This window comes from Bacteroides thetaiotaomicron VPI-5482, from assembly GCF_000011065.1.
GTDB classification, from domain to species: domain Bacteria; phylum Bacteroidota; class Bacteroidia; order Bacteroidales; family Bacteroidaceae; genus Bacteroides; species Bacteroides thetaiotaomicron.
Genome location: NC_004663.1, coordinates 6231146 through 6247572, shown reverse-complemented (window position 1 = coordinate 6247572; position 16427 = coordinate 6231146). Strand labels below are relative to the sequence as shown.

Here is a 16427-nt window from a genome sequence, read left to right as displayed (position 1 = left end):
CCTGATAACTACCTTTTTATCTATCCAAATAAGTAACTGAATAGCTATCCGGCTGCAAATAAACCTCAAAAAGAGCATCCGTGACATAACCGTGGTTTCAAAGTCATTTATTGGCAGCTGTTGGCGTAACGCCTGATAATACCCATACCGAAAAAACTATCTACCTTTGTCGCCGGGAGAGCGCAGCCCGTTCTCGAAAAGAGAACGTTAAACAAATCCTTTAGACCTTTAATCCGGCACAGCCGGATTTTAATATGCGTCAGCATATAGCAAGGTGTACTTTGAGGCCCTCACTTGAAGTTCAGGCCCTCAAAGTCTCGCCCGAAAGGTCTTTCGGGGGTGGCGGTTCTCCCAAGTCGAACCTTCTAAAATATTCATGTCATGAAGAAAAGGATGCTTGTAAGCAATGAAAAGGGGCACAAGGTGCTCGCAGACCCACGGGTGCATCGCCACTCAGTGCGGTTGAACAGTGAGGAAAATGAAAAATTCCTCACGATGTTTGAACAATCGGGTATGAAGAACAAGGCCGAATTTATCTTCGCCCGTATCTTCGGCTGAGAATTCAAGGTGGTGAAGATTGACAAGGAAGCGCAGGAATATTATGCCCAGCTCACCGCTTTCTATCAGCAGTTCCGCCGTATCGGGAATAACTATAACCAATGTGTAAAGACTATCCATACCATTTACGGAGAGAAGAAATCGCTTGCATTTCTCTACAAACTTGCCGAAGAAACCCGTAAACTGGAAGAAGTATGCAGGCAGGTTATCGAACTGACAAAGCGGTACGAGAAGGAGTATCTCACTAAAAAGGAATAACGTCATGGTGCCGAATATCACATCCGGCAGTTCATTCTATGGAGTGATTGCCTATAATAAGATAAAGGTGGACGACGGTACGGCAAAGGTATTGTGACACCCGAAAATAGCGGCGGACACTTCCGGCAATGTGCCGATTGAAAACTGCGTGCAGGCTTTCGAGCCTTATATCGCACTCAACTCGCACGTCAGGAAACCGGTTATCCACATCTCATTGAATCCTTCCCCAAAAGACATTCTTTCAAAAGAACAAATGACCGTATTGGCGCAGGAGTTCATGGAAAAGTTCGGTTACGGGAACCAGCCCTATATCGTATGGCTACACGAAGACATAGACCGTAAACACATGCACATCATTTCGGTACGTATCAACGAGAAGGGAGAAAAAATAGACCACAACCGGGAAGCCATCCGGGCACAGAATATCTGTCGGGATATGGAAGTGAAGTACGGCCTTCATTCCACACTCGGAGAACACAGTGAAAGGGAATTACTATCCTTGCAAAAAGTGGATTATCCGAAAGGTGACGTGAAAGCGCAGGTGAAGCATACTGCCCGTACTTTGCTGGAATGTTACAACTGCCATTCGCTTGCCGAATACAACACCCTTCTGAACTTGTATAACGTAACCGTTTATGAAGTCAGGGGAAGCGTGGACGGGAAGGAATACTACGGCATCATGTACGGAGCTTTGGATGATGACGGACAGCAGGCAGGCACGCCTTTCAAGTCCAGCAAGTTCGGAAAGGTATTCGGTTATGAAGCCCTGCAAAAGAAGTTTGCCGCCACCGCCGAAAAGGTGAAAAGGAACAGCCTTGCCGAAAGGGCACGGCAGGAAATAGTCAAAGCCATGCAGGACATAAGTACGAAAGAAGCGTTTGCCCGCAGGCTGAAAGATGCGGATATAGAGGTGGTTTACCGTATCAATCCCGAAGGACGCCTGTACGGTATCACTTTCATAGACCATACCAACCGGACAGTGTTCAACGGCTCGCGTTTGGGCAAGGCCTTTTCAGCCAATGTATTCAACGAACTGTTCAATAATCCGGATGCGGACCGTACAAAGCTGATACCGCCACCGGAGCAGGATACGCCCCGGCAGGCACGGGAAACGGATGCGGAAGAAAGACAGGAAAGGGAGGAATACCGGCAGCAGGAAAATCGAGGCAACTATCAGAGTGAACCGTCCGGCAGTCTGATTGATACGTCCGCACTCGGTGCCATTGACATTTTCTCCGTACTCATGGAAGATGACCATACGCACGAGTACATCGATCCGGCCTTCCGCTTCGGGCACAAGAAAAAGAAGAAGCGCAGGCGCAGGTTATAATATAATAATGTATAGAAGAAGTCTAATTTTAATAGTTACAATTATGCAGAATGAAGATGATTTAAGAGGTCTTGCCAAAGTCACGGACTTTATGCGGGCCATCAGTTTTTTATTTTTGGCGATACACATCTATTGGTTTTGTTACGGCTGGCTCCACGAAATGGGCTGAACGCTCGATATAGTGGATAAGATACTGTCCAATTTCCAACGTACTACCGGACTATTTTCATCTTTGCTTTACACCAAACTGTTTTGTGTCCTCTTCCTCAGTCTGTCCTGCATGGGCAACAAGGGAGTGAAGAAGCATGAAATCACATGAAGGCAGATTATCATTGCGGCCATAGCGGGTGCAATACTCTTTTTCCTGAACTGGTGGCTACTGTCCATTGACGCATCATCCGGTGTATGTGCGGTACTTTATACCACAACATTGGTCGGTGGCTTTTTCTGTCTGTTGGCATCGGGATTGTGGATAAGCCGTCTGTTGAAGAACAATTTGCTGGAGGACGTTTTCAATACCGAAAATGAATCATTCATGCAGGAAACCCGCCTTATGGAAAACGAGTATTCCATTAACCTGCCGACTAGATTCTGGTACAGGAAAAAGGAATGGAAAGGCTGGATAAACGTGGTGAATCCTTTTCGGGCCAGCATGATTTTAGGTACACCGGGTAGCGGGAAATCGTATGCCGTGGTCAATAATTACATAAAGCAGGCAATCGAGAAGTCCTATGCACTTTACATATACGACTTTAAATTTGATGACTTGTCCGTTATCGCTTATAACCACTTGATTAAGTACAGACACCGCTATAAGATACCGCCTAAGTTCTACGTGATAAATTTCGATAACCCACGCAAGAGCCATCGCTGTAACCCGCTGGCACCGGAACTGATGACGGATATTTCAGACGCTTACGAGTCGTCGTACACCATAATGCTTAACCTCAATAAGTCGTGGGTGCAGAAGCAGGGGGACTTCTTCGTGGAATCCCCGATTGTCCTGTTTACGGCGATAATATGGTTTTTGAAAATCTATGAAGGCGGCAAGTATTGTACGTTCCCTCATGCCATAGAATTGCTTAATAAAAGATATGAAGACGTCTTTACTATCCTGACAAGTTATCCTGATTTGGAAAACTATCTTAGTCCGTTCATTGACGCATGGAAAGGCGGAGCGAGCGAACAGCTCCAGGGCCAGATTGCAAGTGCTAAAATCCCGTTATCCAGACTGATAAGTCCGCAACTCTATTGGGTAATGTCCGGCAGTGATTTTACACTGGATATTAATAATCCGAAAGAACCTAAAGTTCTTTGTGTAGGTAACAATCCCGATAGAATTTCCATTTATGGTGCGGCGTTAGGACTTTATAACTCCCGTATTGTAAAGCTGATAAACAAGAAGAAACAACTGAAAAGTTGTGTGATTATTGACGAGTTACCAACCATCTTCTTTAAAGGGTTGGATAACCTTATAGCAACAGCACGAAGCAACAAAGTGGCAGTCGTATTGGGTTTCCAAGACTTTAGTCAACTGAAACGTGACTATGGTGACAAGGAGGCCGCCGTTATCATGTCAACTGTGGGTAATGTCTTCAGTGGTCAGGTAGTAGGTGAGACGGCAAAAACACTATCAGAGCGATTTGGAAAAATCCTGCAAAAACGGGAGTCTATGAGCATCAACCGTAACGATACATCCACTTCCATCAGCACGCAACTGGACAGCCTGATACCTGCCAGCAAAATCAGTACACTCTCACAGGGTATGTTTGTGGGTGCTGTAACGGATAATTTCGGAGAAACGATAGACCAGAAAGTTTTCCATGCGCAAATAGTAGTGGATAATGATGCGGTACAGAAGGAAACAACCTCCTATCAACCCATTCCTGAAATCAGCAGTTTTCTGGACGAGAACGGTAACGATACAATGGAGCAGCAGATACAGGCCAACTACCAGCAAATCAAGCAGGATATTGTGGAACTTGTAGAGAACGAGTTAATCCGCATAGAGAATGATCCGGAACTCAAACACCTGTTAGGTGGTGATGAAGGTGCACGGGCACAAGCATAGCCGTTTGTCATAACAGTATGTTTCCCACGGTTTTTGCGGCAATCCCGGAAGCTGTGCAGGCTCCACTTCCGTAGATTGCCGCAAAAACCGTTCTTCAAACTAAATTCCTGCGTATATATCATTCAACATACTATTCATATAGTAGCCTTTCATATCTATTTCCAAATATCATAATTTCTTGTTTAAAAAGAAAAAGATTTTTGACTATGATTTCCTTGTGTCTATTCTTATATGGAGAAAGAATTATCTTTTGTATTTCTTTAGTTGTAAGAACTTTTATTAAAGAGACCATTTCCTCAACTGTGTAATTGTTTTGAATGGATATGCTAATACTAATTTTTATCACTTTAGATATAATACCTTTGTAAATAGCAATAGCCTTTAATGGAATATTTTTTCCTACAATATAATCAGTTGGAATATCACCAAATCCAACAAAGCTTATAACACCATTATTTATCGCACTTCGAGCAAGACTTTTAGTGTCGTTCCTATTGGAGAGACAAGAAAGACTAAAAAAAATTTTACCTTTAAACTTTGAAATATTATCTGAATGAATAAAATGTTCATTTCTGTAAAATTCGGGATTCTCAATCACAGCATCTTCTGCTATAAAATCTTGAGATTTTTTATTGCAAGAACCAAATAAACAATCACTTCGCCCATGTCCCATGAACAAAATAAACTTTGCATTACTGTCTATGGCCTTTTTTATACAAGACTCATGATCCGCATTAGAATATTTTATCTTATAGCAATGCCATTGATTGTCAAGCTTTCTGCAAAGATAAGTGTTTATTCTATTCAAGAATGTAATAGATTCTTGTCTATCAGTAGGATATATGCCAAAAATTTTCGTCATAAAATTAATTTGTTTCTTCTAAGCCATTAATTGATGACAAATAAGAGATAACCTGTTCAACTAAGTCTTTTTTAAACTCTATACTATCAGGTGTTTTTGATTGAAGCCAAGTGGCTATTTCCTCAAATCTTTTACCCGCATATTTTGGAAATAAATAGTTAAATGTATCATCTCTTCGAAGAAAAAACCATTTAATTAGCTCATCTTCAAAATTAAATTCTTTTTCTTTCTTTACATGTTTAACAAGCTCTTGTTCATAATCATTGTCCCGTTTCCGAAAATCTATATTACAATCAATCAGCGACTTTAGATTTTCTTTTTGTTTTTCGAAGTCATCTGTTTTTATAATATCTTCAATAACATTCTCTATTTGTGCGGAATATAGAATTACTTGTTTTTTGTAATTAGGGTTCATCGATTTTATAATTTTTATTATCTGAAACCCATCTATAACGCCTGCTATTAAATTGTAATCACAAACAATAGAATCAAGCTGTCTAAAGTAAGGCAAACCTAATAAATCAGTTTTAAAAGATTCAGCATCAAATAGAATTTCTCCATTCTCTCTTCTTTGATAATTAATAGGATTAAATTCTTTAAAAACTAATTCAATGCCATCATTTTTTAGAGTAGCTTTTATGTTTTGTAAGACGGCACTCTGAGATTGCTCATCTACTAATATTAAGTGTTTTTGAATCATTTGAAAATAATCTTAAAATTCATACCATTGCCTATTTCAGGCTTATCAATCGCTATTTTGGCATTCATTTTTGAAAGAGACTCTGAAACGAGATATAATCCAAATCCAGTACCATTTTCTTTTGCTGTTTCTCTAAATTTGAATATATCATTAGGGTTCGTTTTATACTTAGAAGATAACCCTTCTCCATCATCATATATGTTTAGAATTAAAAAGTTACCATCTAACTTAGTCTTAAACCATATATTTTTCGCCCCCCATTTTGCTGAATTATCTACAAAATTATCTATCATCAGAGCCAAATCAAGCTTGCTTCCAATTATATAAAATAAGCGGACATTATTAATTGAATGTACCTTAATCTTATATTTGTTATTCTTGGAATAACCAGATATAAAATCTGGGAGATTAATTTTTTGTGCATCAGCTTTGTCTAAGTCACTTTCAAGAATCAAATCTGTTGCTTTTAGTGACTTATCTGCAAAGTGTAAAATCTCATATAAAGATTCTATAATTGATTCCTTTAAAGAACTTCCAAGTTGTTCTTTTGTAAGATTATTAATGATAAGTGAAATTGTTTCTTTTATTTTTTGATTATTATTTTTCACATGATGTATTAAAGCATCTGTTTCCGGAGTTGATTGCTTTTTATAAAATTCGACTTTCAATTTTTCTAATTGAATCTCTTTCTCTTTTTTCTTTTCAATCTCTTCTTTTTCCTTTTCGGCATCAACACGTTTTTTCGTTTCTTCTTCTGCTGTTTTTTCCGCTTGAAGTTTTTCCGCTTGAAGTTTTTCTAGTTCTTGCTGATGTTTCTCATTAATTTCTTTTTCTCGCTCCAATTGAAGTTTTAATTCTTCAATTATTCGTGTTTGCTTTTCTATTGTATTTTTGTAGTATTGGAGTTCCGCAATGGCTTTAGCAGTAGCTTCATTTGTAGAATATTTCGAGAAATCGGCTATTTGTTTTTCTAAGTCTTTATTTTCAATGGCTTTTTTTTGCAAAATCCGATTTAGGGTATCAGCATCTATTTTCTTTTTTTCAAAATCAGTAATAAGTTGTTCAAATTCTCGTTCTGCGTTAGCCTTCTCTTCTTCGATTTTATCAAGTATTAAATCTTCATTAATATAAAGCTCAATAACATCGCTAGCTTTTGCTCCAATAATAGAATGAATACTGGAATAAATACGCCTTCTTTTTATAACTTCATCTTCACGAAAGGTTAATTCACTTTCTTTTAACTGACCCGAAATTATTTTTTTCTCAATATCCCTTATTTTATCTTTATCTTCTTCTGGAATGCTATCCCAATTTAAACCATCAACAACATATTTTTCTAACCTCTTGAAAGATTTATAAAAATAGCCTTCGCGATTTGTTAATTTTGAAAAACTTTCATTTCTAACTAATCCCTCTCGACTTGATATTATTTGGAATGAATTTTCTGAATCTAGAACTTCTATCCGTCCAACAATATCTCTTGAACTAAGAAATCTAGCATAACCTTGCGCTCGCCTCTGTTCTAAATTTAGCCAATCGTCACTCTCCTCGCCATATGGGGGAATGCGGAAACCATTCAAAAACAAGTATATTGAGCCATATTCTACAGGTCTTACCCCCGTTTGTTTTGTAAAGAAAGCCTTAGAGTATGGATTTAGATAATATAGGTAACACTTTGCATGTTTAATCTCCGGATAAAATTCATTTTTTTCTTTTATCCAAAAAATTGTCTTCCCTTTATCTTTTAATGTTGTTAGAATAATTTGTCCATCTTCAATTATTTCACTTTCGATACTTGTTGTCTTAAAATCAAGTTTCTCAAAAATGGTATTATCTATTTTTCCTATAAATTTTTGAGAATCTTCCTTATTATTATTTTCAACTATAAATTCTTGTGCATTCAAATAAATGCCAAAATCATTTTCCTCAAATGCCTGATTGGGATTAATTAATTTTTCAAGGTATTTTTTTAGGTTTACAAGCTTGTCTGTATTCCAATCTATAATAATACCTTTGTCATTTCTAATCTCATAGACCCAATTGCTCCGCAATTTTATTATCTCTAAGATTACTCCTTGTTTGAATGGCTCAACTTTTCTTTTAACTAAATCTTCTTCTGTTAATTCTTTATAATCGAGGATGACACTTTGTATTTCTTTATTTTCATCTTCAACTTCAAACATCTTCCAATCTATTTTCAGAAGTATGTAGGATTTTTCGCCATTTTTTCTAGCATATAGATTTAAAAACTCACCTAGTCTGTCGCAAGAGAAACGCCCAACACCCTTAGCACCTGCCATCATCCGATTATGTTGACGAGTATTTTGTTTTTTTTCTGAGTATGCAATATTTAGCCACTTATTCTTGATATCATCTAGATTCATACCTAAACCATCATCTTTAATAATTAAGCGTGAAGTTTTTTCTGAATACGAATCAATTGACTTATCATCATTTTCTTTCAAATTTGAGAATGAAATATCTACCCGCTTTGCATCTGCATCAAAAGAATTTTTCACCAACTCAAGAATGGCAATATTGTCATCATTGATAAGATCTTTACCAATAATACTCTTGAGCTGTATGTTTGTTTTAAAATGTAAATCCATTTCTATATCATTTTTTTTAGGATAATTCCTACTTGTTCTCCAAACAATGGTGGAATAGCATTGCCTATTTGTGTATAACGTGGAACTTCCTGCGTTCGCCTTTTACCTCCTGTTGTGTATTTCCCTTGAAAAATATACCAGTCAGGGAAAGATTGTATTCTTGCATATTCTCTTACCGTCAAAATTCTAGGTTCTGAATAATGAATATAATCATCTGGAAGCGTTGTAATAGTTGGACTCTTTTTTTGCTCATCTAATGGTATTATCGTATGTTTTTTTATATTAAAACGTTCTCTTGTGTAAGAGTCTATATCTTTATTTTTTTTGCAGGTATCTAAAATAATTTGAAATTTACTTGAGATTTCGGGGCGATGTTTTGGAAAGCGATGACTGTCAGGAATACATTGATTTACCCCAATCCTCATTAATTGCTGATAGGAACTTTTTATTGAGGAATACATTCCTGCCTTAAATGACTTTGTATCAGGTGAATCTACCTCTCCATTTTCTCTTAATAAATCAGAAATAGCATCTCCTAAAGTAGTTTCAATGGTCAAATTCTTTTTAGACAAAAAAGAATGCCGATTGTTCTTTATTAGACTAAAGAATTGCGAAGCCGTATCTTTAGACACATTTGGCACATCCTTTCTTACTCCAACTAATATAAAACGTGTCCTTTTCTGAGGAATGCCATACTCTCCAAAATTAACAAGTTCTCCTTTTACGTAGTATCCTGCTCTATTTAAAGCGCGTTCGACATAAGATGAATACTCTTTACCCTTGTCCTTATTTTTTCTAAATTCCAAGGTGAACCCTTTTACATTTTCAAAAAAAATTATTTTTGGCTGTATTGTTTTGATGAATTTGATATAAGATTTCACCAAATTATTACGTTGATCATTTTCCTTTCTTCTTCCAGCCATAGAAAACCCTTGGCACGGAGGACCACCTACAACAAGATCAACTTTTCGTTGCAAACCTAACAACTGCTCTTTATAATCTTTCAAGACGACATTAATATCATGAGAGGTTTTAGGAAGCCAATCAGGCCATAGAAAATGATTAACTTTCTCTATAAGATTATATTCAAGCGTTTTAAAGGCATCTGCATTTTTTTCAACAGCAAACAATCCTTGCCATCCAGCATTATGGAGTCCTAAAGAAAGACCTCCACATCCAGCAAATATATCGATATAGGTAGGCTTTTTCATTATAGCTTAATTAATTTAAGATGACCACAAACTTTTTGCAAGATTTCTTCTGGAGGAACGTCGATAGCAAGTGCTATTAAGTAAACTTCATCTGCCTTTAATTTTGCAGTTTCTTTTCTACTTAACTCACTCAATCTTGACTTACTAATGCCTGTCTTACGAGACACATCGGCTTTATTAATAGATTTTTCCGACAAATATTTTCCTAATATAGTCATATTTATGCTATTGATTCATTTGCAAAGATAAACAAAGGTTTAGAATATCAATACAAAAATAAAGAAAATCAAAACATTAATTTGAATGCTATGATTTTCACATCAAACAAATTATGGCACTAATTTGAGTACTTACAATCAACCTATTAGTTCTTTTTTTGTGGTTTTTGAAGAAAAAAAGAAAAATCAACAGATAAGTTAAAAAGAAAGACAACAGAAAGAAGATGAGGTTAATATTTTAGACACAGAAGAAAACGACAACAAATACCCTCTTTTTTATTGTACTACCTTACGCCATTTGCAGCCAATTCCCGCCATTCATTTCCACTACTTCCAAAACCTAATTCTCTATTAATTAAACCTCTACATTCGCACCGACGGGCTAAAGTTTACCCGGTAATTTATTGTATCACTTAATTTTTTAATTTATGGCTAAGAAAAAGCAAGAACAACAAGAGCAGAGTCAGGACGAGCATGTAATGGCAGTCCTTGACAAGAGAACGAACAAAACCGCCGTCATTTCCAAAATGAACGAGCAGGACGGCAGTATCGAAGTCGTACCACCCGACAAGAAGAACAGCAACAGTTTTCTCAAACTGGACCGTACTTCACCACTGGAACTGTTTTTCACGAACTTCAAGAACCAGTATGAAAATCCCACAAGTTTCAGTTTCTTCCTCGTTCCTTTCGCCTTATTGGACAAGACGCTGAATGCGGTCATCCAAATCCGAAAAGGGGAAGATCCCGGACCGGACGGCAAGAAGCTGGTGGAAAACAGCGAACTCAACGATGAAGGGCGTATCGCCAAACTTGCCCGACGGTATAAATTTGATGAACACCAACTGCCGTGGAAAGACCTGAACGCCCTCGGCCTTGATAAAGAGACACTGTTCAACAATCATTGCATGGGCGAGTTTCTCAAAGGCAGAATCACTTCCACCGCCTTGCCTATCAGCAAAGAAATAAACGGAGAAAAGAAGGATATGGGCGAAGCCTGTTTCATGTGCGTGAAAGGTGCGGACGGCAAGGTGGAACTCAAAATCCTCACCCGTCTGGACAAGCCCCAATATGATTCGCCCGCCTATAAAGGTGTATTTACGGATGAAGAGAAGAACAAGCTGGCGGAAACAGGAACATTGGGAGGCATCAAGGAGATGAAGGACACCCTTACAGGAAATGTCTGCAAATGTTATGTCAGTTTCCACGAGACTACCAACCGAGTCATCACCATGCCCGTGGATGCCATCAAAATCCCGGATTATATTTATGGAAAGAGACTGGACGACAAGCAGAAGCAGATACTTGCATCGGGAGGTGAGCTTCCAGTCAATGACATACAGCGCAAAAATGACACCATGCTCTCCGGTGTGGCTTATGTTGATCCGACCATCAGGGACATTGCTTTCAAACAATCCGACAAGCAGTTGAAGGTCAACGATACGATTTTAGGAGCCAAGATTTCCCCCGAACAGAAAAAGATACTGGAAAATCACGGCATGGTATTCATCGAAAACATGCGCAACCCCAAGACCAGGCAACTTTTCTCGGATGATGTACGATTCAGCAACAAGAGCAACAACCTGTTGATAGGCCGCAATGCCCGTGAATATAAGCCGGCAGTTGAGAACCAGAAGAATGACAAGAAGAAAGAGACGAAACAAACGGCCCGTCATGTCGTATCTTCCAGACCGCAGGCCAGAAAGAGCAGCCTGTCATTCTCATAATCCGACAACGAACAGAACGTTTACCGAATCTATATACCCGGTTTCCTCTCAGGTTATCGGGTATATTTCCGATTACTTCCCTATCATATTAATCTTTAATAATAACAACAGATGATGATTACACAACATGATAACAACGGAGAACTGTCCTATTTCAAGTCAGCTCTCCTTTTTTATTTGAAAGAAAGCCATCCGCACATGGCCGGAAACAAGGTGCTCATTCAGAAGCGTGCGAACAGTGCCGCAGAGGCTTACGAACATGCGGTACGCGGCGGCCTGCCGGTTGCGCAAGCTCTGGAAGCGGCAGATGCGTTTCTCCAGCATGGACTCAAATTCTCAAAGTACGATACGGTCTTTGAAATGGTTTCCGAATGGTTTCCTGAAATACCCTCTGAACGGCGGAAAGATTTCTGTCTCAAAATATTGCCGCTTGCGGAAGCCGTATTCAAGAAATACCCTATAGACGACAGGTTTGAGACATCTCCTTCTTATCGTACCCTTACCATTGAACTGACAGGTTTCATCCAATCAAATATCGAAAAATATGGCATATAACAAACGACAACATTTAGCGGACAATATAGCCGCACTTGAATGGATATTCATGCGTCCGGAGTTCTGTCTCACGGAAGAGGCACGCAAAGTATTGAACGGCTATTCGGGTTTTGGAGGACTGAAGTGCATCCTGAATCCGGCGGAAAAAGACACGGACATTGAAAAATGAACGACAGACAGGGAATTGTTTCCCCAAGTCCGACTGCTGCATGAACTGTTGCGTGAGTATTCCAAAGACGGGAAAGAATACAAGGCATACGTCCAAAGCCTCAAAAACTCCGCTCTCACAGCCTTTTACACACCGGAACCGGTGGTAACGGCCATGCAGGAATCCTTGCAGGTACCGGGAATCCGTCCGGGACGTTTTCTTGACCCTTCTGCCGGAACGGGCATGTTTATCAACGGCTTGAAGGATGTACCCGAAGTCCATTGTTTCGAGAAAGACAAGCTCACGGGAAAAATCCTCTCATCCCTCTATCCGGAAAGCAGAGTGACCATAGACGGTTTCCAGTCCATACAGCCCTATTATAATAACTACTTCGATATGGTTTCATCCAATATACCGTTTGGAAATACCAGAGTTTATGACCGGGATTTTGACCGGAGCGAAGACGTCGTGCGTAAATCCTCACTTGCTGCCGTACATAACTATTTCTTTCTCAAAGGTATGGACACGTTACACGAAGGCGGGATATTGGCCTATATCACGACTTCGGGTGTCATGGACTCGCCACAGAACCGCCCTGTCAGGGAGTGGCTGGTGAACCATGCCAATCTTGTTTCAGCCATACGTCTGCCGGACAACCTGTTTGTTGATGCGGGTACGGAAGTGAGCAGTGACCTGATCGTATTGCAGAAGAATACCCGAAAATCGGAACTTACCGAAAAGGAACGGAACTTTATTGAAACCCGCCTTATATCCGGCAGCATCAATATCAACAACAGCTATGCCGATTTAGACCATATCGTCCATACTTCCGTATCTATGGGTAAAAACATGTACGGACAACCGGCCATGAATTTTATTCATGAAGGAGGTGTCGGTGCCATTTCCGAACATCTCAGGCAGTTATTGGCGCAAGATGTGGAGAACCATCTTGACCGGAAACTTTATGATGACAATCTATCCCGCTCAAACGGCTCCACCATCCTCAAAACAGAGTTTGAGACACTATTGGAAACAGCAGGAGAGACAGAACGGCAGGAGGTACAGGAAGAAAGCCCCGCACAGCCCTATGAACCCATGCTCAACCTGTTTGCCGCCTATGCGGATGAAGAGCAAGCGGAGGTGCAAGTGGTAGAAAGCAGACCTTCACCAAGCCGGGCACCGTCGGCATCCCGCAAAAAGAAAGGGGATGAACCGGAAATGTTCAATCTCTTCTCCCAAGAGAACATGTACGATGAAGCCGCCACGCAGGAAGACATGACCGGGGAACGGGCGGCAGCGGAAGCAAAATGGCAGGAGCGCAGACAAAAATTCGAGGAAGAGCGGAAGAAAGAAATGGAACCACGACCGTTTACCGGAGAGACACGTCCCGAATACAAGAACGGTTCCATCGTGAAATCGGGTGAGCAATACGGATATTTAAGAGGGGTGGGTACTCCCGAAGTACAATTCCATCCGCTTAAACTGACAGTCACCCAACAATACCGGGCCGCCTACTATATCCCGCTCCGTGAAGCCTACCACAATCTCTACAATAAGGAAGCCGAAACGGAAACGGAACAGCCGGAACTACGGGAAGAACTGGTCAAGCGGTATGACAGTTTTTACCGCATGTTCAGGGAATTGAACGGAAAGGACAATGCCAAGTTCCTGCTGATGGATGCCGGAGGACGGGAAATACTTTCATTGGAACGTTCCGTTAACGGCAAGATACAGAAGGCGGATATCTTTTCTGTTCCCGTATCGTTCAACGCCAATGAAGTGACACATGTGGATACACCGCAGGAAGCGCTTGCGGCATCCCTGAACAAGTTCGGGGAAGTCAATCTGGAATATATGGAAAATCTCAGTGAAACAGGCAGGCAGGAACTGCTCACACAACTGGAAAACCGTATCTTCTACAATCCTATGATGAAGAACTATGAAATCAAAGACCGTTTCATAGCGGGCAATGTAGTGGCCAAAGTCGAATGGATAGAGAACTACCTGAAAGACTATCCCGATGACGACGCAAGCAAGAAATCATTGGAAGCCTTGCAGAAAGCCATACCGGAGCCGATCAGTTTCGAACTGCTTGATTTTAATCTGGGAGAAAGGTGGATACCCGTATCCGTATATGAAGAGTTTGCCGGTTATCTTTTTGAGGCAAAAGCCCATATCCACTATACGGAATCCATCGACGAGTTCAGTGTGAGTTTTGAAGAAACGAACGCGAACATCACCGACAGATATTATGTGAAAGGGGAAAAAAGAGGTTATTACGGAAACGACCTGCTGAAACATGCGCTGCACAACACGGTGCCCGACATAACAAAAACCGTGCAGGATGAAGAAGGCAATGATATAAAGGTACGGGATGCCGAGGCCATCCAGCTTGCCGACGCCAAAATCAATGAAATAAGGTCTGCTTTCACAGGCTGGCTGAATGAACAGCTCCCCGAATTTAAACAACACCTTGCGGACATGTACAACCGCAAGTTCAACTGCTATGTACGCCCGGATTATGACGGTTCCCTGCAAAGTTTCCCGTTCCTTGACCTGAAAGGGCTGGGCATACCGTCCTTGTACGACAGCCAGAAAAATGCCGTATGGATGCTGAAGATGAACGGGGGTGGCATAATTGACCACGAGGTGGGTACGGGCAAAACCCTTATCATGTGCATAGCCGCCTTTGAAATGAAACGTCTCGGACTGGCGAACAAGCCGATGATTATCGGACTCAAAAGCAATGTGCATGACATAGCCGACACGTTCAAGAGGGCCTATCCGAATGCCAGAGTGCTGTATCCGGGCAAGGAGGACTTTACGCCGGAGAAGCGTGTCGGAATATTCCATGACATCAAAAATAATAACTGGGACTGTATCATCCTGACACACGACCAGTTCGGGAAAATACCCCAGTCCCCCGAAATACAGCAGGAAATATATACGCAGGAAATAGACAGCATCGAAGAGAATCTCGCCGTATTCGAGCAGCAAGGCAATGAAGTGAGCGGCTGGATAAAGAAGGGGCTGGAAAGAAGAAAGGAAAACCTTGAGGCCAAACTTGAAAAGCTGGAACAGGATATAAAAGACCGGACAGATGACGTGACCGATTTCAGGCAAATGGGCATCGACCATCTCTTCGTTGACGAATCGCACAATTTCAAGAACCTGATGTTCAGTACACGCCATGCGAGAGTTTCCGGTCTGGGCAATCCCGAAGGAAGCATGAAGGCCATGAACATGCTCTTTGCCATCCGTACCATACAGGAGCGCACAGGCAGAGACTTGGGAGCCACATTCTTGTCCGGTACGACCATTTCCAACAGTCTGACGGAACTCTATCTCCTTTTCAAATATCTCCGTCCGAAGGAAATGGAGCGGCAGGGCATCACCTGCTTTGACGGCTGGGCGGCCGTCTATGCGAAGAAAAGCACGGACTTTGAATTTTCCGTGACCAACCAGGTCGTGCAGAAAGAGCGTTTCCGCTATTTTATCAAAGTGCCGGAACTCGCCAATTTTTATGCGGAGATAACCGATTACAAAACGGCCGAAGACGTAGGGGTTGACAGGCCGGAACTCAACGAGCAACTCTATCACATACCGCCCACTCCCCAGCAGGAAATTTTCATTCAGAAACTGATAAAGTTCGCTGAAACCGGGGATGCAACCTACATAGACAGGGAACCTTTGTCCAAGGCGGAAGAAAAGGCACAGATGCTGATCGCCACCAACTACTCGAACAAGATGTCGCTTGACATGCGGCTGATAGACCCTGAATACGGCGATAATCCGGGAAACAAGGCGTCCCATTGTGCAGCCAAGATTGCGGAATATTACTATAAATATCTCGACCAGAAAGGCACACAGTTCATTTTTTCAGACTTGAGTACCTATAAACCCGACCAGTGGAACATCTACAGTGAGATAAGGCGTAAACTCGTGGAAGACCATAATATTCCGGAAAAGCAGATAAAGTTCATTCAGGAAGCAAACAGCGACAACGCACGCAAGGAACTGTTCAAGGATATGAACTCCGGGCGCATCCGTTTCCTTTTCGGCTCCACACAGAAACTGGGAACGGGAGTCAATGCGCAGGAGCGTGCCGTGGCCATCCATCATCTGGACATACCCTGAAGGCCGTCCGACCTGGAGCAGCGTAACGGACGGGCGGTAAGAAAGG

At 41.1% G+C, this 16427-nt stretch carries 10 protein-coding genes and 2 pseudogenes; 7 read left to right on the top strand and 5 right to left on the bottom strand.

Annotated elements, in window-relative coordinates; genetic code table 11:
- Nucleotides 1-381 precede the first annotated feature (381 nt).
- The 3 genes and pseudogenes from mobA to mobC all read left to right on the top strand — a co-directional run bounded on the left by mobA (nucleotide 382) and on the right by mobC (nucleotide 4217).
- Nucleotides 382-816, top strand: a pseudogene (mobA, locus tag BT_RS24795) (conjugal transfer protein MobA).
- A 148-nt stretch (nucleotides 817-964) separates the two neighbouring features.
- Complete coding sequence (gene mobB, locus BT_RS23980; protein WP_011109416.1) at nucleotides 965-2146, top strand: conjugal transfer protein MobB; 1182 nt, start codon at nucleotides 965-967, stop codon at nucleotides 2144-2146.
- Nucleotides 2147-2189: 43 nt separating this feature from the next.
- Nucleotides 2190-4217: pseudogene (gene mobC, locus BT_RS23975) on the top strand (conjugal transfer protein MobC).
- A 130-nt stretch (nucleotides 4218-4347) separates the two neighbouring features.
- Here the strand turns inward: mobC and BT_RS23970 are convergent.
- From BT_RS23970 to BT_RS23950, 5 genes are read right to left on the bottom strand one after another with little or no spacing between them, the layout of a single operon-like run.
- Complete coding sequence (locus BT_RS23970; protein WP_011109414.1) at nucleotides 4348-5079, bottom strand: hypothetical protein; 732 nt, start codon at nucleotides 5077-5079, stop codon at nucleotides 4348-4350.
- A 4-nt stretch (nucleotides 5080-5083) separates the two neighbouring features.
- Complete coding sequence (locus BT_RS23965; RefSeq protein ID WP_011109413.1) at nucleotides 5084-5779, bottom strand: hypothetical protein; 696 nt, start codon at nucleotides 5777-5779, stop codon at nucleotides 5084-5086.
- Nucleotides 5776-8388, bottom strand: coding sequence for an ATP-binding protein (locus BT_RS23960; protein WP_011109412.1), 2613 nt, complete (start codon nucleotides 8386-8388; stop codon nucleotides 5776-5778). Before BT_RS23960 ends, BT_RS23965 begins: the two co-directional genes overlap by 4 nt.
- A 2-nt stretch (nucleotides 8389-8390) precedes the next feature.
- Nucleotides 8391-9599 (bottom strand): DNA cytosine methyltransferase, encoded by a 1209-nt coding sequence (locus BT_RS23955; RefSeq protein WP_011109411.1) that lies wholly within the window; start codon nucleotides 9597-9599, stop codon nucleotides 8391-8393.
- Nucleotides 9599-9817 carry a helix-turn-helix domain-containing protein gene (locus tag BT_RS23950; RefSeq protein ID WP_011109410.1) on the bottom strand — a complete coding sequence of 73 codons (219 nt, stop codon included), beginning with the start codon at nucleotides 9815-9817 and terminating at the stop codon, nucleotides 9599-9601. The genes BT_RS23955 and BT_RS23950 overlap by 1 nt, the downstream gene beginning before the upstream one ends.
- Nucleotides 9818-10245: 428 nt before the next feature.
- Between BT_RS23950 and BT_RS23945 the strand changes: the two genes are divergently transcribed.
- The 4 genes from BT_RS23945 (at nucleotide 10246) to BT_RS23930 (ending at nucleotide 16381) form a co-directional block, all read left to right on the top strand.
- On the top strand, nucleotides 10246-11541 hold the full coding sequence (locus tag BT_RS23945) for a DUF3945 domain-containing protein (protein WP_011109409.1): 1296 nt from the start codon (nucleotides 10246-10248) through the stop codon (nucleotides 11539-11541).
- 111 nt (nucleotides 11542-11652) lie between these two features.
- Nucleotides 11653-12096 (top strand): DUF1896 domain-containing protein, encoded by a 444-nt coding sequence (locus tag BT_RS23940; RefSeq protein WP_011109408.1) that lies wholly within the window; start codon nucleotides 11653-11655, stop codon nucleotides 12094-12096.
- Nucleotides 12086-12265 carry a hypothetical protein gene (locus tag BT_RS23935; protein WP_162303139.1) on the top strand — a complete coding sequence of 60 codons (180 nt, stop codon included), beginning with the start codon at nucleotides 12086-12088 and terminating at the stop codon, nucleotides 12263-12265. The genes BT_RS23940 and BT_RS23935 overlap by 11 nt, the downstream gene beginning before the upstream one ends.
- A 153-nt stretch (nucleotides 12266-12418) precedes the next feature.
- Nucleotides 12419-16381, top strand: a complete 3963-nt coding sequence (locus tag BT_RS23930; RefSeq protein WP_011109406.1) for an N-6 DNA methylase — start codon at nucleotides 12419-12421, stop codon at nucleotides 16379-16381.
- Nucleotides 16382-16427: the final 46 nt, after the last annotated feature.

Excerpts from the sequence above, each read along its gene's own strand:
- BT_RS23970 (WP_011109414.1), bottom strand. The coding sequence starts at position 5,079 with ATGACGAAAATTTTTGGCATATATCCTACTGATAGACAAGAATCTATT.
- BT_RS23965 (WP_011109413.1), bottom strand. The coding sequence starts at position 5,779 with ATGATTCAAAAACACTTAATATTAGTAGATGAGCAATCTCAGAGTGCC.
- BT_RS23960 (WP_011109412.1), bottom strand. The coding sequence starts at position 8,388 with ATGGATTTACATTTTAAAACAAACATACAGCTCAAGAGTATTATTGGT.
- BT_RS23955 (WP_011109411.1), bottom strand. The coding sequence starts at position 9,599 with ATGAAAAAGCCTACCTATATCGATATATTTGCTGGATGTGGAGGTCTT.
- BT_RS23950 (WP_011109410.1), bottom strand. The coding sequence starts at position 9,817 with ATGACTATATTAGGAAAATATTTGTCGGAAAAATCTATTAATAAAGCC.
- BT_RS23945 (WP_011109409.1), top strand. The coding sequence starts at position 10,246 with ATGGCTAAGAAAAAGCAAGAACAACAAGAGCAGAGTCAGGACGAGCAT.
- BT_RS23940 (WP_011109408.1), top strand. The coding sequence starts at position 11,653 with ATGATGATTACACAACATGATAACAACGGAGAACTGTCCTATTTCAAG.
- BT_RS23935 (WP_162303139.1), top strand. The coding sequence starts at position 12,086 with ATGGCATATAACAAACGACAACATTTAGCGGACAATATAGCCGCACTT.
- BT_RS23930 (WP_011109406.1), top strand. The coding sequence starts at position 12,419 with ATGCAGGAATCCTTGCAGGTACCGGGAATCCGTCCGGGACGTTTTCTT.